This is a genomic window from Aeromonas allosaccharophila, from assembly GCF_000819685.1.
In the GTDB taxonomy this organism is placed as follows: domain Bacteria; phylum Pseudomonadota; class Gammaproteobacteria; order Enterobacterales; family Aeromonadaceae; genus Aeromonas; species Aeromonas allosaccharophila.
In genome coordinates this window covers 81,492-103,109 of sequence record NZ_CDBR01000119.1, presented here as the reverse complement: position 1 = coordinate 103,109, position 21,618 = coordinate 81,492, and the positions used below count along the sequence as shown (strand labels likewise).

At 56.7% G+C, this 21,618-nt stretch carries 25 protein-coding genes; 1 reads left to right on the top strand and 24 read right to left on the bottom strand.

The annotated features are described in order from the left end of the window. Positions 1 to 58 precede the first annotated feature (58 nt). Positions 59 to 403, bottom strand: a complete 345-nt coding sequence (locus tag BN1115_RS21190; protein WP_042658726.1) for a Grx4 family monothiol glutaredoxin — start codon at positions 401 to 403, stop codon at positions 59 to 61. Positions 404 to 691: 288 nt separating this feature from the next. Here BN1115_RS21190 and sodB point away from each other — a divergent pair, with 288 nt between their 5' ends. Further along, entirely contained in the window at positions 692 to 1,276 is a 585-nt protein-coding gene (sodB, locus tag BN1115_RS21185; RefSeq protein WP_019444736.1) for a superoxide dismutase [Fe], read from the top strand. Between the two features lie 112 nt (positions 1,277 to 1,388). Here the strand turns inward: sodB and BN1115_RS21180 are convergent, their stop codons facing one another. The 23 genes from BN1115_RS21180 to flhF form a co-directional block, all read right to left on the bottom strand. After that, positions 1,389 to 2,201 (bottom strand): MlaA family lipoprotein, encoded by an 813-nt coding sequence (locus BN1115_RS21180; RefSeq protein WP_005334673.1) that lies wholly within the window; start codon positions 2,199 to 2,201, stop codon positions 1,389 to 1,391. Positions 2,202 to 2,286: 85 nt separating this feature from the next. Next, positions 2,287 to 3,555, bottom strand: a complete 1,269-nt coding sequence (gene ccmI, locus BN1115_RS21175) for a c-type cytochrome biogenesis protein CcmI (RefSeq protein WP_042658725.1) — start codon at positions 3,553 to 3,555, stop codon at positions 2,287 to 2,289. After that, a complete protein-coding gene (locus tag BN1115_RS21170; protein ID WP_042658724.1) occupies positions 3,552 to 4,031 on the bottom strand; it encodes a cytochrome c-type biogenesis protein in 480 nt (159 codons plus the stop codon). The genes ccmI and BN1115_RS21170 overlap by 4 nt, the downstream gene beginning before the upstream one ends. An 11-nt stretch (positions 4,032 to 4,042) precedes the next feature. Continuing rightward, entirely contained in the window at positions 4,043 to 4,573 is a 531-nt protein-coding gene (locus BN1115_RS21165; protein WP_042658723.1) for a DsbE family thiol:disulfide interchange protein, read from the bottom strand. Further along, positions 4,570 to 6,525 carry a heme lyase CcmF/NrfE family subunit gene (locus tag BN1115_RS21160; protein ID WP_042658722.1) on the bottom strand — a complete coding sequence of 652 codons (1,956 nt, stop codon included), beginning with the start codon at positions 6,523 to 6,525 and terminating at the stop codon, positions 4,570 to 4,572. The genes BN1115_RS21165 and BN1115_RS21160 overlap by 4 nt, the downstream gene beginning before the upstream one ends. A gap of 82 nt (positions 6,526 to 6,607) precedes the next feature. Continuing rightward, complete coding sequence (ccmE, locus tag BN1115_RS21155) at positions 6,608 to 7,099, bottom strand: cytochrome c maturation protein CcmE (protein WP_042658721.1); 492 nt, start codon at positions 7,097 to 7,099, stop codon at positions 6,608 to 6,610. Next, the gene (ccmD, locus tag BN1115_RS21150) at positions 7,096 to 7,302 is read right to left on the bottom strand and encodes a heme exporter protein CcmD (protein ID WP_042658720.1); all 207 of its coding nucleotides are present in this window, start codon (positions 7,300 to 7,302) and stop codon (positions 7,096 to 7,098) included. The genes ccmE and ccmD overlap by 4 nt, the downstream gene beginning before the upstream one ends. A 2-nt stretch (positions 7,303 to 7,304) precedes the next feature. After that, positions 7,305 to 8,045, bottom strand: coding sequence for a heme ABC transporter permease (locus tag BN1115_RS21145; protein ID WP_005334687.1), 741 nt, complete (start codon positions 8,043 to 8,045; stop codon positions 7,305 to 7,307). A 170-nt stretch (positions 8,046 to 8,215) separates the two neighbouring features. Next, the gene (gene ccmB, locus BN1115_RS21140; RefSeq protein WP_005353658.1) at positions 8,216 to 8,884 is read right to left on the bottom strand and encodes a heme exporter protein CcmB; all 669 of its coding nucleotides are present in this window, start codon (positions 8,882 to 8,884) and stop codon (positions 8,216 to 8,218) included. A 4-nt stretch (positions 8,885 to 8,888) separates the two neighbouring features. After that, on the bottom strand, positions 8,889 to 9,533 hold the full coding sequence (gene ccmA / locus BN1115_RS21135; RefSeq protein WP_042658719.1) for a cytochrome c biogenesis heme-transporting ATPase CcmA: 645 nt from the start codon (positions 9,531 to 9,533) through the stop codon (positions 8,889 to 8,891). 198 nt (positions 9,534 to 9,731) lie between these two features. Next, entirely contained in the window at positions 9,732 to 10,109 is a 378-nt protein-coding gene (locus BN1115_RS21130) for a DUF2802 domain-containing protein (RefSeq protein ID WP_042011720.1), read from the bottom strand. A 28-nt stretch (positions 10,110 to 10,137) separates the two neighbouring features. Then, entirely contained in the window at positions 10,138 to 10,626 is a 489-nt protein-coding gene (locus BN1115_RS21125) for a chemotaxis protein CheW (RefSeq protein WP_005298836.1), read from the bottom strand. A gap of 69 nt (positions 10,627 to 10,695) precedes the next feature. Beyond that, a complete protein-coding gene (locus BN1115_RS21120; RefSeq protein WP_042658718.1) occupies positions 10,696 to 11,568 on the bottom strand; it encodes a chemotaxis protein CheW in 873 nt (290 codons plus the stop codon). Beyond that, on the bottom strand, positions 11,565 to 12,359 hold the full coding sequence (locus BN1115_RS21115) for a ParA family protein (RefSeq protein ID WP_042060512.1): 795 nt from the start codon (positions 12,357 to 12,359) through the stop codon (positions 11,565 to 11,567). Before BN1115_RS21115 ends, BN1115_RS21120 begins: the two co-directional genes overlap by 4 nt. Before the next feature lie 4 nt (positions 12,360 to 12,363). Next, complete coding sequence (locus BN1115_RS21110) at positions 12,364 to 13,284, bottom strand: flagellar motor protein MotB (protein WP_042658717.1); 921 nt, start codon at positions 13,282 to 13,284, stop codon at positions 12,364 to 12,366. A 2-nt stretch (positions 13,285 to 13,286) separates the two neighbouring features. Continuing rightward, on the bottom strand, positions 13,287 to 14,024 hold the full coding sequence (locus tag BN1115_RS21105; protein WP_042658716.1) for a flagellar motor protein: 738 nt from the start codon (positions 14,022 to 14,024) through the stop codon (positions 13,287 to 13,289). Between the two features lie 2 nt (positions 14,025 to 14,026). Continuing rightward, the gene (locus BN1115_RS21100; RefSeq protein ID WP_042658715.1) at positions 14,027 to 15,142 is read right to left on the bottom strand and encodes a protein-glutamate methylesterase/protein-glutamine glutaminase; all 1,116 of its coding nucleotides are present in this window, start codon (positions 15,140 to 15,142) and stop codon (positions 14,027 to 14,029) included. Positions 15,143 to 15,174: 32 nt separating this feature from the next. After that, positions 15,175 to 17,343 (bottom strand): chemotaxis protein CheA, encoded by a 2,169-nt coding sequence (locus tag BN1115_RS21095; RefSeq protein WP_042658714.1) that lies wholly within the window; start codon positions 17,341 to 17,343, stop codon positions 15,175 to 15,177. Positions 17,344 to 17,354: 11 nt separating this feature from the next. Beyond that, positions 17,355 to 18,095 (bottom strand): protein phosphatase CheZ, encoded by a 741-nt coding sequence (locus tag BN1115_RS21090; protein WP_042658713.1) that lies wholly within the window; start codon positions 18,093 to 18,095, stop codon positions 17,355 to 17,357. A gap of 12 nt (positions 18,096 to 18,107) precedes the next feature. Further along, complete coding sequence (cheY, locus tag BN1115_RS21085) at positions 18,108 to 18,479, bottom strand: chemotaxis response regulator CheY (protein ID WP_005334709.1); 372 nt, start codon at positions 18,477 to 18,479, stop codon at positions 18,108 to 18,110. Between the two features lie 123 nt (positions 18,480 to 18,602). Beyond that, positions 18,603 to 19,322: an RNA polymerase sigma factor FliA gene (locus tag BN1115_RS21080; protein WP_042658712.1), complete on the bottom strand. Its 720-nt coding sequence runs from the start codon at positions 19,320 to 19,322 to the stop codon at positions 18,603 to 18,605. After that, positions 19,315 to 20,190: a MinD/ParA family protein gene (locus tag BN1115_RS21075; protein ID WP_042011658.1), complete on the bottom strand. Its 876-nt coding sequence runs from the start codon at positions 20,188 to 20,190 to the stop codon at positions 19,315 to 19,317. The genes BN1115_RS21080 and BN1115_RS21075 overlap by 8 nt, the downstream gene beginning before the upstream one ends. 1 nt (position 20,191) lies before the next feature. Next, a complete protein-coding gene (flhF, locus tag BN1115_RS21070; RefSeq protein WP_042658711.1) occupies positions 20,192 to 21,616 on the bottom strand; it encodes a flagellar biosynthesis GTPase FlhF in 1,425 nt (474 codons plus the stop codon). Positions 21,617 to 21,618 lie beyond the last annotated feature (2 nt).

Below are 21,618 nucleotides of genomic sequence, written 5' to 3'. Positions count from 1 at the left end.
CCTTAACTGATCGGCATTAAGCCGTGATGGCTCCCTTTTCAGCGATGTGAACACCCACTTATTCTGCGGCGGCGTCATCCTGCTTGTACTTGGCGGCAGTTTCCTTGATCAGGGTCTGCAACTCGCCAGCCTGGAACATCTCGATCATGATGTCACAGCCGCCGATCAGCTCACCCTCAACCCACAGCTGGGGGAAGGTCGGCCAGTTGGCGAATTTTGGCAATTCGGCGCGGATATCCGGATTTTGCAGAATATCAACGTAGGCAAACGGCTCGCCGCAGGACATCAGAGCCTGGGAGGCCTGGGCAGAGAAGCCACAGCTGGGTAGCTTGGGGGAGCCCTTCATGTAGATGATGATGGGGTTGTCAGCCAGCTGCTGCTTAATCTTTTCAATAGTTTCCATAGGTGCCTCACTAGAGCGATTTCGGCGGCCATTCTACTGCAATCTTGCCCGAGCACAAACTGACAAAGGGGTGACCCGGCTCGAATTGCGCAAAGAACCCACAAAGGATTGATCGCGATCATGGCGCCAATCAAGAGTTGTTAGGCCATCTTTGATACTGCTACAATCCCTTGGCTTTGGGCTACCCAGCCCCATCATTTTAAAAACAACTCTTTTCACATATAGAAAAGAGTACGCAATGTCTTGCAACCGTCGCCTTCGCACGGTCCAGCCAATGGAGAGTAGAAAATGGCATTCGAACTTCCCGCTCTGCCCTATGCAATCAACGCTCTGGAACCGCACATCTCCCAGGAAACTCTGGAATATCACCACGGCAAGCACCACAACACCTACGTGGTCAACCTGAACAATCTGGTGCCGGGTACCGAGTTTGAAGGCAAGTCTCTGGAAGAGATCATCAAGACCTCCAACGGCGGCATCTTTAACAACGCCGCCCAGATCTGGAACCACACCTTCTACTGGCACTGCCTCTCCCCGAATGGAGGTGGCGAGCCGACTGGCGCCCTGGCTGAGGCCATCAACAAGGCATTCGGCTCCTTCGCCGAGTTCAAAGATGCCTTCACCAAATCTGCCATCGGCAACTTCGGTTCCAGCTGGACTTGGCTGGTGAAGAAAGCTGACGGCTCTCTGGCTATCGTCAACACCTCCAACGCCGGTTGCCCGCTGACCGAAGCCGGCACCACCCCGCTGCTGACCGTTGACCTGTGGGAGCACGCCTACTACATCGACTTCCGCAACCTGCGTCCGAAGTACATGGAAACCTTCTGGGCTCTGGTTAACTGGGAATTCGTGGCCAAGAATCTGGCTGCCTAATCAGCCTCGCTTGCCAAAACGCCCCGCACTGCGAGGCGTTTTTTTATCTCGACATGGCTGCAAAAATGAATACGGCGCCCGCAGGCGCCTTTTACATATCGAGATGACCCGCTTACTGGTCCAGCTCGTCCATGTATTCATCCAGATTGGCATCGTCGGCCTGCTCTTGCTGAGACGCTTTCAGCTCGGTCTGCTTGCCCGTCACCTTGCCCTGGTTATATTGCAGGTAGAAGTCCTTGGTCAGCGCATAAGGATCGAGGGAGTTGTCGATGATCCGCTCCTGATCGATCAGCTTGGCGCGTGTGCCCAAGCCATCCAGGGCCCAGTGTGCAACCTTCATCGGGAAGGTTAACAAGGCATAGGGGAAGTAGAAGCTGTCAATCGCATCGCCAACCAGCTCCCGGGTGGTAGTCGGGCCGTAGACAGGCACCATGATGTAGGCGCCATTACCGATATCGGCCCTGCCCAGTACGGTATCCATCTCCAGCTTGTTGCGCTCGAGGCCGGCATGTTTGGCCACATCGAAGATACCCAGCAGACCGACCGTGGTGTTGAGGGTAAAGCGCCCCAGGTTAGTGCCCGCCCCCTTCAAATCACCGGTGATCAGATGGTTCACCATACTGCTTGGCTCATCAAAGTTGGCAACAAAGTTGGCAATGCCATCCTTCACCCCTACCGGAATGTAGCGGGCATAGGCATGTACCACTGGACGTGCCACATAGGGCTCCAGCACATCATAGTTGACCGCCCACATGGCCCGGTTGGCCCCCTGGAAGGGATCGCGCGGATCGGCCGCCGTACTGGTGGCACCCGGATTATTCATGCCGGGATTGAGATCCAGACTCTCTGGGCCAGGCTTGGGTGGGCCACCGGCACAGCCAGCCAGCAAGAGGGCTGCCAGTATGGCCCCTGAACGAAGATACATATGATTGTCCTGACGTTTTATTTTGATTTATCAGAAGTATAGATAACCCGGCCCCCATCCAGGGGCCGGGTTATCCAAAGGCATATTAGAGAGCGTGATCGATGCGGATGTCAATCGGAGCAGCAGGGATCTCGGCCGTCTTGACCGGCACGGATACTCCTTCGAAGGCTCCTTCCTTGTTCATCACATTACCACCGCGCGAGAGACGCGCCTTGAACTGCAGCTCCGGATAGGCCGCCAGCTTGCTGCCTTCCATCATGGCATCGCCATCCCCGAGTGACAGGGTAACAGGCAGGGTTGGCCCTGCGATACGCTTCACGGCGATGGGCATAGGCGGCCCGTTGGGCACCACGGCGAAGACGAAGAGATGGGCATCTTCCGGCAGCTGAATGCCCGCAGCCAACGTGATATGGATGGGGAATTCCCCCTCCTTCACCGCGAGCGGTTGCTCTTCAATTGCGCCCGCTTTGACTGCGCCTGAATTCGTCACCTCGATGCCGCGTTGCTTGAGCTGCGCACGGGCATACTCCATGGAGCGCTCGACCATCACGTAACGGGGGGTACCTTTCTCCATCAGTGGCAACATCGCCTGCCAGCGATCAAGCGCGGTCTGGAAGTCCTCTTTTTGCAGCGCCATAAAGGCATAGACGGAGCGCGCTTCAATATTGTCCGGATCCTGCGCGATAGCCGCCTGCAACAGGGCATCCGCTTGCGCCTCATCCCCCGTCATCATCAGCGCCTGCGCGTAGGGCACCGCCACCAGCGATTTCTGGGGGGCAAGCGTGTAGGCCCGCTCCAGCGCCTCGTTGGCCATCTCGGGATCGTTGCCATCCAGCGCCAAACGTCCCAGCAGCAACCAGCCGCGGTAGTCATTCGGTTCATCCTTGAGACGGGTACGCAGTGCCAGCGTGAAGTCCAGCAGATCCTGCTCGGTCACCTGGGCGTCGCGTTCCACCAGAATGCGGTTGCTCAGCTCGCCAAGACGGCTGCTGGCATCTTGCCAACGGCTCACCTCCTGCCAGGAGCCCAGCTTGTAGTAGAGCCCCAGACTCACCACCACCAGCACCAGCACACCCGGGATCCAGATCAGACTCTTGCCACTGCGGGCGGTCTGCTCCACATCGGGAATATCATCCAAGAGGCTTCGCTGCAGCTCAACCAGCGAATCGGACTCCTCGGCCAAGACACCCTGATCACGCTCTTCACCAATCTCCAGCAGCCGCTGGCGATAGAGCTGTTTGTTGAGCGCCGAGCGACTGATGCTCTGTTTGCCTTCACCACGCCACAGCGGCACGACGAGTGCCAGACTCACCAGCACCAGCAAGCCCGCAATCACTATCCAAAAAGCGGTCATTGTTTCTCTTCCTCTTTGAGCAGCTCGGCCAGTCGGCGCTGCTCCTCCTCGCTCAGGGCGTTATCCAGTTGTTTTTTCACCGCAGGGACCCGGCGGCTGCGCATCACGACCACGGCACCACCGATCAGGATCACCAGCAGCGGGCCGAGCCAGAGGATCAGGGTAGAAGCCATCAGGGGCGGGTTATAGAGGATAAAGTTGCCATAGCGGGCCACCATGTAATCCACGATCTCCTCTTTATCCTTGCCCTCGCGCACCATCTGGTAGGTCTTGTCGCGCAAGTCCTTGGCCAGCCCCGCATTGGAGTCGGCGATATCCTGGTTCTGGCACTTGGGGCAGCGCAGCTCCTTGGTCAGTTCGCGAAAGACCTGCTCCTGATTGTCGTTGTCGAAGGTGTAGACATCGATAGCGGCCATGGCGGGCGCTTGCACCACCCATCCCAGCAACAGCAGCATGGAAGCAATAAATACTCTCATCAGGGCTCCCCTCACTTCATGGCATCAAAGATGGGTTTGAGGGTCGACGCCCAGTTCTCGGGGTTGATATCCCCCACGTGGCGATAGCGGATGACCCCCTTGCTGTCGATAAAGAAGGTCTCCGGCGCGCCATATACCCCGAGATCCAGTCCCAGCATGCCGTCCGGATCATAGAGGTTGACCTGATAGGGGTTGCCCAGCTCCGCCAGCCACTTGATCGCCTTGTCGCGCTCATCCTTGTAGTTCATGCCGATAATGGGAATGCCCTGCCCCGCCAGCTGTTTGAGGTGGGTGTGCTCGCCATAGCAGGTGGGGCACCAGGTGGCCCAGACGTTGAGCAGCATGGGGCGACCGGTGAGGATGGTGCGATCATGCTGTTTGTTCAGATCGTAAATGTCCTGCAGAGTGAACATCGGCACCTCTTTGCCCACCATCACGGATTCAAGCTTGGTTGGGTCGGAGTAGAGCCCCTTGAACAGGAACACAGCCCCCAGCAAAAAGACGATAAAGGGGATTAAAAACAACCAGGTCTTTTTGTTCATGCCTTGGCCTCCTCCTCACGACGGCCGAAACGGTAACGCTTGTCGAGCATCGCCAGCACGCCTCCGATGGCCATAAAGACGCCGCCGAACCAGATCCAGCGCACAAACGGTTTGTAGTAGATCCGCACCGCCCAGGCTCCGTTGTCGAGCTGCTCACCCAGCGCCGCATAGAGATCACGGGTGATACCGGCATCGATGGCCGCTTCGGTCATCGGCATCCGGGTCACCTTGTACATCCGCTTCTCGGGCTTGAGCAAAGCGACCTGCTTGCCATTCTTGTGCACTTCCAGCACGCCCTTGAAGCCATCGTAGTTGGGGCCGTTCTTCTCCTTGATGCCGGTGAAAACAAACTCGTAATCGGCAAAATGGACCCGATCCCCCGCCTGCATCCGCAGATCCTTCTCGATGCTGTAGTTCTGGGTACAGGCGATACCTATGATGCTGACTGCCAGCCCCACATGGCCAAGGATCATGGCCCAGTGGCTGTTACCAAGCTTGCGCACACCGACCGCAAAACTGTGCTTGTGGGTCGCTCGCGCCCAGGTCTCCTGCACGCTGGTGACGATGATCCAGGCACCCAGCCCAATCCCTACCGCCGCCCACGGCTTGAAGGTTTCGGCAAAGAGCAGCGGCAACAGCAAGGCAGCGGCCAGACTCAGCACCAGTGCCACGACCACCTTGCTTTTGAGTTCCCCCAGCTCCTGACGACGCCAGCGAAACAGTGGGCCAACCCCCAGCAGCAGGGCAAACGGGATGATCAGCCAGCTATAGATGTGGTTGAAGAAGGGAGTACCGATAGAGATGCTCCCCAGCCCCAGCTCCTTGTGCACCAGCGGCAACAAGGTGCCAAGCAGCACGGTCAGCAGACCCGCCACCAGCATGATGTTGTTGCAAAGCAGCAGGGTCTCGCGACTCCACAGCTCGTGTTTGCCGTGGCTCTTCACCTGCGAGCCTTTAAAGGCAAACAGCAGCAAGGATGAGCCGATCACCGCCAGCAGGAAACCGAGAATAAACAGACCGCGGGTCGGATCGGAGGCAAACGCATGCACCGACACCAGCACGCCGGAGCGCACCAGGAAGGTACCGAGCAGGCTCAGCGAGAAGGCAGAGAGGGCCAACAGGACGGTCCACGCCTTGAAGGTGGCACGCTTCTCGCTCACCGCCAGCGAGTGCAGCAGGGCGGTACCCGCCAGCCAGGGCATAAACGAGGCATTTTCTACCGGATCCCAGAACCACCAGCCCCCCCAACCGAGCTCGTAGTAGGCCCACCAGGAGCCGAGAACGATGCCGAGAGTCAGGAATACCCAGGCCGCCATGGTCCAGGGGCGAGACCAGCGGGCCCAGGTCGCATCGAGACGGCCGGTCATCAGCGAGGCAATGGCAAAGGCAAACGCCACCGAGAAGCCCACATAACCCATGTAGAGCATCGGCGGATGGAAGATAAGACCCGGATCCTGAAGCAGCGGATTGAGGTCACGGCCATCGACCGGAAAATAGGGCAAGGTGCGGGTGAAGGGATCGGAGGTGAACAGCACGAATGCGGTGAAGCCGACCGAGATCAGACCCAGCACGCCGAGTACCCGCGCGACAGCATCGAGCGGCAGACGGCGACTGAACATGGCTACCGCCGCAGTCCAGCCACCCAGGGTCAGTACCCACAGCAGCAGGGAACCTTCGTGGGCACCCCACACTGCCGAGATGCGATAGGCCAGCGGCAGCAGGCTGTTGGAGTTAGTGGCCACATATTGCACGGTGAAGTCGTTATCGATAAAGGCCCAGGTCAGGCAGAGAAACGACAGCAGCAGCAACAAGAACTGGGCATAGGCGAGCGGGCGGGCCGCCGACATCATGCCAAGACGCCCCCAACTGGCGCCAAGCAGCGGGTAGCTGCCCAGCAGCAGGGCGGTGGCAAAGGCCAGGATCAGCGCAAACTGACCTAATTCCGGGATCATGAAGGCATTCCTTTCAATTGAACGGTGACAACAGCCGCATCACGCACGGCAGGCAAAGCGAAAAAGGCAACCACCACAGGGATCACTGTTTGGCTCCCTTCAACTGCGCCTCGGAGTACTCCGGCTTGAAGTGCATGCCGTTGGTGGCGTCGGCCACTTCCGGCGGCATGTAGTTCTCATCGTGCTTGGCCAGCACCTCGAACGCCTCTACGGTCGTAGCATCCTTGAGGGTGCCCTGGGCAACAATCCCCTGCCCTTCACGGAACAAGTCCGGCAGGATACCGTCAAACTCGACCGTCACCAGATGCCCGCCGTTATCCACCAGCTTGAAGGCCACCTTGAGGCTCTGGGGATCCCGCTGCACCGACCCCGGCACCACCAATCCACCGATGCGCAGGCGCTGCCCCTCTTCCGGCTTGATCTTATCCGGGCCCTTGCCCTCCACCAGCTCGCTCGGGGTATAGAAGAGGTCGATATTCTGACTGAGGGCGTAGAGCACCAACCCGCTGACGGTCGCCAGACCCAGAGTGATAGCCAGAATGATGGTGAGGCGTTTTTTGCGTCTCGGGTTCATAGGGTGTTCTCCATCTGCCGGGCCGCCTTGCGACGGGCCTCGCGCGCCTGTTTGCTGCGCAGCTCGCCGAGCAGGCTGCGAGTTTTCATGCGGGTAGAAATGATGATGCCGACCAGACACACCAGCGTCAGGCCAAAAGAGAGCCAGACATAGAAGGCGTAACCGCCCATCGCCATAAAATCACTGAAAGAGGCAAAGTGCATGCTTACTTCTCCTGCTCTGCAATCTCTTTGACCCAGGGACGATGCCACTCCCGCATCAGGAGTTCATTGCGAAAACGCATCAGGGTCAGGGCCCCGAGAAACGCGGCAAACGCCAGGATCATGATCAGCAGCGGCCAGAGCATCTCGGGTGAAATGGAGGGTTTGTCAAATTTGGTGATGGTGGCCCCCTGATGCAGGGTGTTCCACCACTCTACCGAGTAGTGAATGATGGGCAGGTTAATCACCCCCACCAGCGCCAGAATGCCGGCAGCACGGCCAGCAACCACCTTGTCGCTGAAGGCGTTGTAGAGGGCAATCACGCCGAGGTAGAGAAACAGCAGGATCAGCTCAGAGGTGAGCCGCGCATCCCACACCCACCAGGTTCCCCACATGGGCTTGCCCCAGGCGGCACCGGTAAAGAGGGCAATAAAGGTAAATACGGCGCCGACCGGTGCGATAGCCGCAACCGTCATATCCGCCATCCGCAGTTGCCACACCAGGCCGATAAAGGCGGCCACCGCCATGGTGGAGTAGGCCCCCATGGAGAGAATGGCGGAAGGCACGTGGATATAGATGATCCGGAACGAATCTCCCTGCTGGTAATCCGCTGGCGCAAACGCGAGGCCCCAGACAGTACCGATCACAAACGAGAGCAGACTAATCACCGCAAACCAGGGCAACAGCGTGCCTGCCAGCTGATAGGCCCGCTCCGGTTTGGCATAAGGGTGCAACCATTTCCACATAGCTCACAAAACCTTTTTGTTATTAATCGTTTGGCGAGGCCTACCATACCGACCACGGGGCAGCATCAAATACCCCGAAAGCAATAAGCGGCGCTCTCCTTGATCCATCGCAACATTATTTTTTGTAAAAAGACTCCGTTCGGAGCCAAATCCGGTTCAGCAAACAGCCATCAGTTGAGGCTGACCCGCAATGCCGCCGACACAGCCAGCGGCGTCAGCGTCAAAGCCCCCACCAGCATGGCGGCCAGAATGGCAAGCTGCCCGCCATAGGGCAAGCTCATCCCCGCCGCATCAATGGCGGAGGTGGCAAAAATCAGTACCGGAATATAGAGCGGCAGGATCAGCAGACTGAGCAATACCCCGCCTTTGCGCAGCCCCACCGTCAACGCGACACCAACCGCGCCGAGCAGGCTCAATACAGGAGTGCCAAGTGCCAGCGTCGCGACGACGGCCAGATAGGTGTTCATATCCAGCGACAGCAAAATCGCCAGCAAGGGAGAGATCAGCAGCAGCGGCAAGCCGGTCAGCAACCAGTGAGCGACCACTTTCGCCAGCGCCAGCAAGCCCAGCGGGTGCGGCATCAGCATCATCTGCTCCAGCGCGCCATCGGCAAAGTCGTCGCGAAACAGCCGCTCCAGTGACAGCATGGCCGCCAATAGCGCCGCCACCCAAATAATCCCCGGGGCAATACGGGCCAGCAGCTTGGGCTCCGGGCCAATCCCTAGCGGAAACAGTGTGATGACAATGAGGAAAAACCAGAGCGGATTGAGAATATCGGAACGCTGGCGCAGGGCCATCAGCAGTTCACGATGAATAAGGTGCATAACAGCGCGCAACATGGCGTTACTCCTGCAATGTCGAGGCGAAGGGGGTCAACGAGATACTCTTCAGCCGTCCCTGCATCAGGGTCAGATCCTGATGGGTGGTGAGGATCACCATGCCGCCCCGCTCGGCGTGGGCCAGAAAGAGCTGCTCGAGCACCTTGACCCCCTGCTTGTCGATGGCCGTAAAGGGCTCGTCGAGGATCCAGAGCGCCGGTTTCTGTGACAGCCAGAGTCTGGCCAGGGCCACACGACGTTGCTGACCGGCAGAGAGTTGCCCGGTCGGGTTCTCTTCAAAACCGGCCAGCCCTACCCGGGCCAATATCTGCCACAAGTCAGTCTCTGTTTGCTGCGGGTGATGCAACTGCTGGTAGAACTTCAGGTTTTCAAAAGGGGTCAGCGCCGCTTTGACACCAGGCTGATGACCGAGATAGAGCAGATTGGCATGATACTCATCACGACAGTGACGAATATTCTCCCCATTCCAGCACACCTCACCGGCAAACGGCTGCGACAGCCCGGTCATCAACCGCAACAGACTGGTCTTGCCGACACCGTTGGGCCCTTCGATTTGCACCAGATCGCCGGGCGCAACAGAGAAAGAGAGGTGTTCAAACAGAGTGCGATCTTCGCGCACGCAGCTCAGATTGTTAACTTGAAGCAGCATGGGGATTTTTTCAGAGAAAATGAAGCGGTCTGCATCTTAACACAGTATTGGAATACGTCTTTTCAAAGATGCAACAATTGAACTGACTGGCGACCAGGATCACAAAGAAAATGCGGTAGAAACGACCCGTTCACCGCAGTTGGGGGACAAGCGGCTGCACGCCATAAAATTCAGGAAGGCAGTTGCCTTCCTGAATCATCAAGAACGACCTTTTCGCAACGATATCAAGAGCTCGGCCTCTGCCTTTGGCAACTCGCACTCACTCATGACTTCATCAAGATCGGCGCCCAGTTCGACCATCTTTGCCGCTCGGCTATAGAGCCTGCGCTCGGGATCCTGCAGGGTCAGCTCTTGCTGGCGATCATTGACCTGCTGCATCGCCCCTTCCACCGACTGCAGACGCTGCCCCATGCCAATGGCACCGGTATGCAGCTCCATCATCTGCTTGCGCAAGCTTTCCAGCTGACCTTGCAGGGTTGCCACACTGGCCTCGGACTCCTGCTTGCTACGCTTGCTCTTGAACCAGATATAAGAGGCAAACACCAAGGCAATCAGGGACAACCCCAAGGCAACCATCTCGATTATCAAAACATCACCTTACTTATCAGAGGGAACCGATATCTTCCCACTCTTCATCAGAGAGCAGCTTGTTCAAGTCAACCAGGATCAGCAGTTGACCATCACGGTTGCTCACCCCTTGAATAAACTTGGCGCTCTCTTCAGTGCCGACCGCTGGTGCCGCATCGATTTCGGAAGAACGCAGATAAACCACTTCTGCCACGCTGTCGACCATGATGCCGATCACCTGCTTCTCGGCCTCTATGATCACAATGCGGGAGTTTTCACTCACATCACCGGAAGGCAGACCAAAACGGGAACGGGTATCGATGACAGTCACCACATTGCCGCGCAGGTTGATGATCCCCAGAACGTACTCGGGCGCACCCGGCACCGGCGCAATTTCGGTGTAGCGCAACACCTCCTGAACCTGCATCACATTGATGCCGTAGGTTTCGTTTTCCAGTTGGAAGGTTACCCATTGCAGCACTTCATCTTCGGCCAGATTCTGTGCAATATTGCGCTTTTCTGTCATGTTTTTATTCCTTTTATGAAAACGTCTACTGCTAAAACTAGCAATAAAACAGCTCGATTGCAGAAGTTATCAGCGACCTTCTATGTTCACCCCACGCTCCAGCAACAGGAGCAGTTCACGAACATGTAACAGGGCACACATTTTTTCTTTGACCATGCCAGCCAACCAGGGGCGCTTGCCCTCCTGATGACGCCACTTCACCTGATCACGGTGTAACAGTTCAGTCCCTTTCAGGTGATGACACGCCAGCCCCCAAGGGGATTCGCCCAACATAATCAGATACTTGTAATCATCCATCTCGAGATGCTGACCCGGCATGACCCACTGGGCCGTATCGACCACATTCATCTTCTGCTCGCGTGAGGTCATGATCCCCTTGTACCAGCCCGGCTGGCCAAACAGGGAGGTGATCTCGCCCAACTGGTGGATCCCGCCAAGCTCGGTCAACGGCACCGCAAACGTCATGCCCGCGACTTCAAAAAAGAGGGCCTGAAACTCTTTGCCGGTATCGATATTTTCCCAAGCCACTGGTTCACTGGCCTCTACCGGAGCAACCTCCAGCGCCGTCTCGGTCAGGATAGTGGTATGAGGCTCTGCAACCTCGGGAGCCAGCACTTCAGCTGGCCATTCCGGTTCCACCGGCAACAGTGACTCTTCCGCGACAATCTCCAGCGGTGCGGTGAGTGTTGCTTCATGGGTGAAGGCGTCATTCTCGAACTGGACTTGTCCCACCTGCGCCAGCAACTCACCGAGCTGGGCAAGCCGTGGATCACTTTCGAGGTAAGGTGCAGCCACCACATCAGGAACGCTCTGGGGTTGACGTTGCAATTGCAGAACAGGGGCAGATTGAACCTCTTCCGCCTCATCCAGCACCAGCGGCTCATCGAGCAGCAGGGAGTGGAAATAGTCATCCATCGCCCGGACTTGAATGGTATCTCTCATGGCGTCACCTCATGAACCCGTTGCCGCTCAAGGGCATCAAGATGGTTGAGCAGCGTTTCGTATGCATAGGTTCCGCGACTCCCGGGAGAATAGATAGACGGGGGGATATGCAGCAAGCTGGCATCCCGAAACTTGGTATCAATCGGGATCACCGCATTCCACACCGAATCACCGTATTGATCCTTGATCGATTTCAAGGTCATCAGAGAGGCACGGGTGCGCTTGTCGAACATGGTCGGGATCACGGTATAACGAAACTTGTCACGCTTGGAACGCTGCATGATCTCGAATGTTTTCATCATCCGCTCCAACCCCTTGAGGGCCAGAAACTCGGTCTGGACAGGCACCAGAATGCGATCGCAGGCAGCCAGCGCGTTGACCATCATCACCCCAAGCACCGGCGGGCAATCGATCAGCACGTAATCATATTGATCCTGAATGCGCAGCAGTGCCCGCTTCAGTACCAATCCCATTCCCTCACGATTGCCCATCACCCGATCAAGGGTCGCAAGGGTAATTGAGGCAGGCAGCAAATGGATATTTTCAAACTTGGTTCTGAGCGTCAGTTTATTGACAAGCTCGGCGGTCGGTTTGACAGCCTGAAACAGCTCATAGAGAGTGCCATCCAGGCGATCGGAATCAAAATCAAGATATGCAGTCAGCGAGGCATGGGGATCGGTGTCAATCAACAGCACCCGCTGGCCACGCTGGGCCAGGATCCCGGCAAGCGAGACCACTGTGGTGGTTTTACCCACTCCACCTTTCTGGTTGGCAACCGTCCAAACAATCACTGTATCAATCCTGCCTTGTTGTTATGCGTATGCCACCACCGGGCAAGGTGATCACCTTTATCTCTCCAGCATCCACCGCCTGCTGCACCGCAGGGACTGGCTCGGCAACCACAGTGGGCGTTGCAACCACAGGTGCCGGCGGCACCCAGGCAAATTTGGAGATAGCGACCACAACCTTGCGATTCTGCAGTCTGCCCTGCTCGCTGCCGTTGTCAGCAAAGGGGGAAAACTCGCCATATGCCTCGAACGCCAAACGCTGGGGGGCTATACCATCGGCGATCAAACCATTGAGTACCGCCTCGGCCCGAGCGGCAGAAAGCGCCCAGTTAGAACGATAAATTTCATTATTTATCTGCTGGTTATCGGTATAACCCCGAACTCTTACATAGTTATCGACCGGTTTGAGAATACTTGAAAGAGTATTAATGACCGGTGCTGCATTTGGCCCCATAAAGGCGCTGCCGCTGCCAAACAACAACCCGGAGCTGAGTTCAACCGTCAGCCAGTTCTCATCTTGTGTCAGTTTGACGATACCGGCATCCACCAACGAGCCCATGCTCTGTTGCAACTGCATATCGAGTTTCGCAAGTGTCGTGCCATCTTGCAGCACTGGCACACCAGAAATGGGAGCAAGTGAAGGAGAAGGGGACGCAGGACTTTCCAGCAACGAGGGGGATGCAGAGACCGCATTGTCCAGCAGGGAATTGCCCTGCCCCTCAAGCAAGCCATGGCTACCGGGCTGCATGACACTGAACGCCTGACTCATGCCATCAATTACTGCGCGGTATTTGTCCTTGTTCACCAACGCAACGGAGTAGAGCACCACGAACAGAGCAAAGATCAGCGTCATATAATCGGCATAGGAGACCAGCCAACGGTCAAGATGCTCGCGACCCTGCAAGTGCAACCGATAGCGCTTGCGCATGGCTACTCTCCTTTCAAATAGGCCCTGAGCCGACGCTCAACCTGCACACCATTTTCACCATGGGCGATGGCCAGTAGCCCTTCCAGGGTCATCTCCTGAAAGAGTGCGTAATGATAGTGAAATGCACGCAACCGGTTGGCGATCGGCAGATAAATGAGATTGGCAAAACCCACCCCATAGATGGTTGCCACAAATGCGACTGCGATACCTGCCCCCAGCGCTGACGGATCTTCGAGATGAAACATGGCCTGGATCAGGCCCAGCACGGCACCGATGATCCCGATGGTCGGACTGTATCCCCCCATGGCTTCAAAGACCCTGGCGGCATGTTCATTGCGCTCCTGCTCGATATCGATGTCCGCTTCCAGCAGCATACGAATATCCTCTGTGGATACCCCATCGACAATCATGCCAAGCCCTTGGCGGGTAAAGTTGTCCTCCTCCTGCTCGGCCTGATTTTCAAGGGCCAGCAGCCCTTGCTGGCGTGCAAAGACGGCCCACGACTGCAACCGTTCAGCCTGCGTCGAGAGATCTTGTCGGGGAGGGGTAAAAATCCATAACAGCTGGCGCAACGCCAGCAGAATGTACTTGGCAGGAGTCTGCAATGTAACGGCACCGACAGTACCGCCCAGCACGATCAGAAATGCGGGCCCATCCACCAGCGTCAACAGGGAGCCACCATGCCACAGCTGGGCAATAGCAATAGCCCCCAATGCCAGGAGCAGACCGAGCAAGCCCATGATTAGCGCCCCAACTCAACCAGAATGCGCTGGGCCACCTTGTCCAGAGGAAGTGATTCGCTGGCAATCCCTGCTTTGGCAACCGCTTGGGGCATCCCATATACCACGCAGGAAGCTTCATCCTGAGCCCAGATGGTAGAGCCTTGCTCTTTCAGCAGTCTGGCACCATCACGGCCATCAGCGCCCATACCGGTCAACACAATCGCCAACACCTTATCGGCATAGGTTTTGGCCGCCGAGGCAAAGGTAATATCTACGCAAGGCTTGTAGTTCACCTTGTCGTTGCCATCAATGATACGGATTCGGGCACCTGCACCACGCCCTTCCAGCAGCATCTGTTTACCACCAGGCGCCAGATAGGCATGGCCCGGTTTGAGCACATCGCCATCCTCGGCCTCCTTGACGCCAATCTGGCACAAGCCATTGAGACGGGCGGCAAATGCGGCGGTGAAGGTGGCAGGCATATGCTGGATAAGCAGGATGGGATGGGGAAAATCCCCCGGCAACTTGGTCAGCACGTTTTGCAGCGCAACCGGCCCACCAGTAGAAGTACCGATCGCCACCAACTGGTAAGTCTTGCCACTGCGCTTGAATGAGGCACTTGGCACAGTACGTTGCAGGTCAGACGGACGCTCAGGCGTTCTGGGCGCAGTGCTGCCCAGTGGCGCACGAGCAACCGGTTCAGGTGCTTTGGGGCGGGCTGCAGGTGCCATCAGGAAGCGCTTGCGGGAGATCTCCTTCACCCGCTGTTGCAACAGCCTGACCGCTTCGTCCTTGTCTCTGGCAATGTCCTCAAACTTCTTGGGCAAAAAGTCGAGGGCACCGGCGTCCAGTGCATCCAGCGTCGCCTTGGCTCCTTCATGGGTCAGGGAGGAGAACATCAGAATGGGAGTCGGACACTTGGCCATGATCTCGCGCACCGCACTGATGCCATCCATCACGGGCATCTCGATGTCCATGGTGATCACATCAGGGCGCAGCGACATCGCCTTGTCCACCGCTTCACGTCCATTCTGGGCCGTGTCGATCACCGTCAGCATGGGATCCTGATTGATGATTTCACTCACCCGACGGCGAAAGAAGCTCGAATCGTCGACAACTAATACCTTGACTGCCATTGTTATTTTTCTAACTCCTTGGGCCTGAGCTATTAATGTCTACGCGCATATGCTTTGAGCAGACTCGGCACATCCAAAATAAGAGCAATCCCGCCATCGCTGGTAATCGTCGCTCCGGCCATCCCCGGCGTACCTTGCAGCAGGTTATCGAGTGGCTTGATCACCACCTCTTCCTGACCAATCAGGCTGTCAACCACAAATCCGATTTGCTGAGTGCCAATCTGCACGATCACCACATGCCCGGTATCCTGACGAGAACGCTTGTTTGAACCACGGATCAACCATTTGTGCAGATAGAAGAGCGGTATCGCCTTCTCACGCACAATGATGGTGAGCTGGCCATCAACCATGTTGGCCTTTTTCAGATCCAGATGGAAAATTTCGTTCACGCAACCAAGGGGCAACGCGAAGGTCTGCTCACCCACTTCCACCATCAGGGTCGGCAGGATCGCCAGCGTCAACGGAACCTTGATTTCGAGACGGGTACCTTTTCCCCAGGTGGAGTCGATGTGCACCGAGCCATTAAGACTGACAATGCTGGTTTTAACCACGTCCATCCCGACGCCACGACCTGAGATATCCGAGATCTCGGCCTTGGTTGAAAAGCCCGGGGCAAAGATCAGGTTATAGGCATCGTTGTCGCTCATGCGAGCGGCAGTATCTGCATCCAGAACACCGCGACTGATTGCGATGGACTTGAGCTTCTCCGGGTCCATCCCTGCGCCATCGTCCTCGATGCAAAGCAGAATATGGTCACCTTGCTGGGAGGCGCTAAGGGTAATCGTCCCTTGCCGCGGTTTGCCCGCTTTCTCCCGCACATCCGGCATTTCTACCCCGTGATCGCAGGAGTTGCGAACAAGGTGGACCAGAGGATCGGCAAGCGCCTCCACCAGGTTTTTATCAAGATCGGTCTCCTCCCCCACCATCACCAGCTCAATATCTTTCTTGAGGGTTCTGGCCAGGTCACGCACCACGCGAGGGAAACGACCAAACACTTTCTTGATGGGCTGCATGCGGGTCTTCATCACCGCGCCTTGCAGGTCAGCCGTTACCACATCCAGATTGGCAACCGCCTTTGACATCTCTTCATCATTGCTGGCAATACCAAGGCTCACCAAGCGGTTACGTACCAGTACCAGCTCACCCACCATATTCATGATGACATCGAGGGTCTTGGTATCCACCCGAACGGTGGTATCGCTCTGTACCGCACTGCTTTCAGCTGGCGCTGATGCCGCCTTGGCTGCGGGTGCTGGAGCCTTGGCTGCTTCTGCGGGTTTTGCCGGTGCGGCCGGTGCTGCCGGTGCGGGTTTCGCTACAGGGGCTGCCGGTTTGGGCGGCGTCACCGCGGCTGGTGCGGCTGGTGCCATCGTACTCTGCGGCCCCTGGCCACGACCATGCAATTCATCAAGCAGACGCTCAAACTCATCATCATCAATAAGCTCGTCCACCTCTTTTTGCACGGACTTCAAGGGGTTAACCTCTGGCGCCCCCATGTGCTGGCCCTGACCATGAAGCTGATCCAGCAAGGCCTCAAACTCATCATCGGTGATATCACCAGAGCCGCCAATAACAGGAGGGGCTGTGGTCGTTTGGGTGGGTGTACCACCCACGCCATGAAGTTCATCCAGCAGACGCTCGAATTCATCCGCAGAAATCTCGTCGATCGATCCACCACCATTGACAGGCGCGGGCTCACTGTTAACGATGACGGGCTCGACAATTTCGGGGGCAGCCTCGACGATCGGCGCAACAGGTTCCGGCTCGGCAGCACCAGCAGAGCTGGTAGCAGTACGCAACTGCTCTTCACCTTCAGGCTTGCACAGCTCATGGAGATCATGAAGCAAATCATCCGACGCAGGGCTAGGCGCTTCGCGATTTTGAACCTGGGTGAACATGACATTGATGGCATCCAGCGCTTGCAGGATCACATCCATCAGCTCGGCTGTCACGGTTCGCTTGCCATTGCGCAAGATGTCGAACACGTTTTCCGCACCGTGACACACATCAACCAGTTCACCGAGCGACAGGAAGCCAGCCCCCCCTTTCACGGTATGGAAACCACGAAAGATGGCATTCAACAGGTTCTTGTCATCGGGCCGCTTTTCCAAGTCGACCAGTTGTTCAGACAACTGTTCCAATATTTCGGATGCTTCGACCAGAAAGTCTTGCAGTATGTCTTCATCAACTTCGAAGGCCATGCGTCACTCCATTAGAATCCCAGGCTAGACAGCAGATCGTCCACATCATCCTGACTATTAACCACATCGGCGCGAGCCTCGGGGTTCATGATCGGTCCTTCTGCTTCAATCCCGCTGACAGGAAGAGTACGAGTTGAATGCTCAGCAGAAGCCTCACCAAACATGGTCAGCATTTCTATTAATTTTGTTTCAACTTCCTGAACAAGCTTGATGACCTTGCGGATCATCTGGCCTGTCAAATCCTGAAAATCTTGCGCCATCAGGATTTCTGTCAGCAGTTGCCGTAATTTATCGGCATCAGACTCCGAAGCCTTAATAAAATCATCAAGTTGGTGACATAAAGCTTTGAACTGTCCCACGCTCATGTCACGGGACATCAAGGCATTCCAGTTCGGCATCACCAGCTGGATATTGTCATTCAGGCGATCCGCTATCGGTAAACTGGCTTCCACCGCATCCATGGTGCGATTGGCCGCCTTGTCGGTCATATCGATAACGTAGCTCAAACGTTCCCGTGCATCGGGAATGTCATGAGTAGCCAAGTCAGGAATACGGGGGTCAATGCGAAATTCTTGAAGTGAATCATGCAGTTGTCGGGTCAGCTTACCTACTTTTTCAAACAGATCAGCTGCGTTGGGGGCACATACTTCGGCAAGCAGTTCATCGGCCAGCTCAAATTCGCCTTGCTCCAGATGAGCAACAAGCATCCTTGCCTGGTCGAGCGAAATCATTGCTCTCGTTTTGGCCATCATCCCTGCAGCTCCTTAGCCAATTCGTTCGAAAATTTTGTCGAGTTTTTCTTTGAGCGTTGCTGCAGTGAAGGGCTTGACGATGTAACCGTTGACGCCAGCTTGCGCGGCCTCGATGATCTGCTCGCGTTTGGCTTCAGCCGTTACCATCAGAACCGGCAGATGCTTGAGCTTCTCATCGACGCGAATAGCTTTAAGCAGGTCAATACCTTGCATGCCAGGCATGTTCCAGTCGGTAACCACAAACTGAAAATCACCATTTTTCAGCATCGGCAGCGCTGTATTGCCGTCATCCGCCTCATGGGTGTTGTTGAATCCCAAGTCGCGCAGCAAGTTCTTGATAATCCGGCGCATCGTTGAAAAATCGTCAACAATGAGGATTTTCATGTTCTTGTCCAAAATTCCCTCCTAAATAGCCACCAGAGTGGCTCACTTACATGATGCTAAAAACGGGTTGTGTCGTGCGGATTATGCCTTAGAGTTTCATCTCAGTGTAGCCAGTACAAACACTTATAGATGCCAATCTCTCAAACGAGCTCGCAATCTGTGCATCGCCTGACTGTGGATCTGGCTCACACGCGACTCGCTCACATTCAAAACCTCGCCAATTTCACGCAAATTCAGCTCTTCATCGTAGTAAAGAGAGAGAACCAGAGCTTCTCTCTCGGGTAAGCGACCAATTTGCTCCGCTAATTGAATTTGAAATCGCTCGGCAGCCAATTCATCGAATCCGGAGCCTGAAGGGGCATCATCGGGATTACCGATGACATCCTCACTGACACCCAAATCCTCGATACCGATAATTTTGCCGCAAGAGACATCCTGCAACATGACGTGGTAATCGGTGATGGAGACCCCCATCTGAGCGGCAACCTCGGTATCCCGGGCGTCACGCCCATGAGCCTGTTCGACATTCTCGATCGCTTCTGCGATAGCCCGGCTGTTGCGATGCACTGAGCGGGGCACCCAGTCACCACGCCGGATCTCATCCAGCATGGCGCCACGGATGCGGATCCCGGCATACGTCTCGAAGCTGGCACCCTTGCTACCGTCAAAGTTACGGGAGGCTTCAAGCAGCCCAATCATACCTGCCTGGATCAGGTCATCCAGCAAGACACTGCTGGGCAGGCGAGCCAACAAATGCTGGGCAATCCGCTTGACCAGGGGAGCATGACGCTCCACCAGCACGTAGGAATCCTGATGACGCAAGTACGCTTGGGCTTTATTCACGGGAACCTTCCTGTGTTGTGGCCGGTTTCTGCAACAAATTTTCCAGGAAAAACTCCAGATGGCCGCCTGGCTGGTTGGGAACCGGCCAGCTCGCCGCCTTGTTGGCAAGGGCCCGGAACGCCAGCGCGGCCGGCGACTTGGGAAACGCCTCGACAATCAATTTTTGCTTGCGCACGGCGGCACGCAGATTGGTGTCATAAGGTACACAGGCGACCAGCTCCAGCGAGGTATCGAGGAAACGATCCGTGACCCGGGTCAGTTTGGCAAAGAGCTCCTGCCCCTCGCGTAGGCTGCGCACCATATTGGCCACCACCTTGAAGCGGAACACGCCGTGATCCTTGGAGAGGATCTTGATGAGTGCGTAAGCATCGGTGATGGAGGTTGGCTCGTCACAGACCACCACCATGATGTCCTGAGCAGCACGGGTGAAGCTCAGCACCATGTCGGAGATACCGGCCGCCGTATCCACCATCAGAATGTCGACCTGGGTCTTCATCTCGCTGAAGGCGCGGATAAGCTCGGCATGCTGCACCGGCGAAAGCTCGACCATCGACTGGGTGCCCGAGGTCGCAGGCACAATCATCATGCCGTAGGGACCCTCGACGATGATGTCGTCGATGGTGCATTCACCCGCCAGCACGTGAGAGAGGTTGCGATGAACCCGCAGCCCCAGCATGACGTCGACGTTCGCCAGACCCAGGTCGGCATCCAGTACCATCACCCGCTTGCCTTGGGCTGCCATGGCTCCGGCCACGTTCAGGGTCACGTTGGTTTTGCCCACGCCACCTTTGCCACCGGACACGGCGATTACTTTTACTCGATTGTTTTGACGCATTTTGCGCAGACCACTCGCCTGATCCATATACATGTTACTCATAAAACTCCGAATCTTCGGCCTCGCCAAAGCCTGCGCCCCAGAAATAGGGCTCATCTGTTTCTCGCTCCAGCGAGCCCATGGCCGCTCCGACGAGCTGCGCCGCATTGGCAACCTGAATATCTTCCGGAACCCTTTGTCCGTCAGTGATATAGCTGATGGGCAAGGCATTCTGGATACACACGTTAATCACTTCGCCCAGATTCAGACTTTCATCCAATTTGGTAAGTATGCAGCCGCTTAATGGAATACGCCGGAAATGGTCTACCGCCTCCTGCATCACCCGACGCTGGGAAGTTGCCGACATCACCAGATAACTGCGGATCCGCACCTTGGCATTCTTGACCAAGGTATCGAGCTGCTCGGTCAGCCGGATATCCCGCTGGCCAACCCCGGCCGTATCGATAAGTACCAACCGACGATGGCGGAACTGATAAAGGGCATTGGCCAGCTCTTCGGCATCACGCACCTGCCGTACCGGGCAACCCATGATGCGACCATAGGTCTGCAGCTGTTCATGGGCACCAATCCGGTAGTTGTCGGTGGTGATCAGCGCCACCTGCTCGGCGCCATACTTCATGGCGAAACGGGCCGCCAGTTTGGCGATGGTGGTGGTTTTGCCCACCCCGGTCGGACCCAGCAGCGCCACCGCGCCGCCCTGACGCATGATCTCGTCCTCACTGATCTTGAGCTGGGCCGTCAGCACCTCGGCCAATTGGGCCATCGCCTGATGGATGGACATATCTTCGGGGATCAGTCCCGCAAGTTGATCGGCAAACGCATCGTCAAAGCCGAGCTTCTTGAGCTCCTTGATCAGCAGGGCCCGCATCGGTTCGCGGCGCTCCACCTCTTGCCACATCAGCCCGGAGATCTGGTGCTCCAGCAATTTACGGATGCTGGCCATCTCCTTGCGCATCCCTTCCATCTCCTGATCCCGCTGGGCAGGTTGAGAGGGGCGCTGGCCGGACGCAACCCGGGCCTTGGGCTTGGCAGGTTCAGGAGCGGCGCCCCACTGCCCCTGCTCGGCCAATGTTCTGGGCGCTGCATTGGCAGCGGCCAGACCGGCCGATTGGGTATTGCCCATTGGCGCCCCATTGCCCGGCTTGAGCTTCTGCTGGCGCGCCAGCAAGGCGGCCAGGGTATCGGCATAATGTTCGTTCTGCTCCTTCGCCGGCGACGGCTCGGGGCGGATCATCTGCCGTGCAGCAGACGAAATATTGACGCTCTCATCGTTCAGCTGACGGCGAACCGGCGCATCTTTGGGCCCCGGGACCTGGGATTGATAATCGACTGCGGCGACTATCTCTACCCCTCCGGTGACCTTCTTGTTGGACATGATGACGGCGTCCGGCCCGAGAGTCTCCTTGACCTCGGCCAGAGCCGTTCGCATATCCTTGGCAAAAAACCGCTTAATCTTCACCC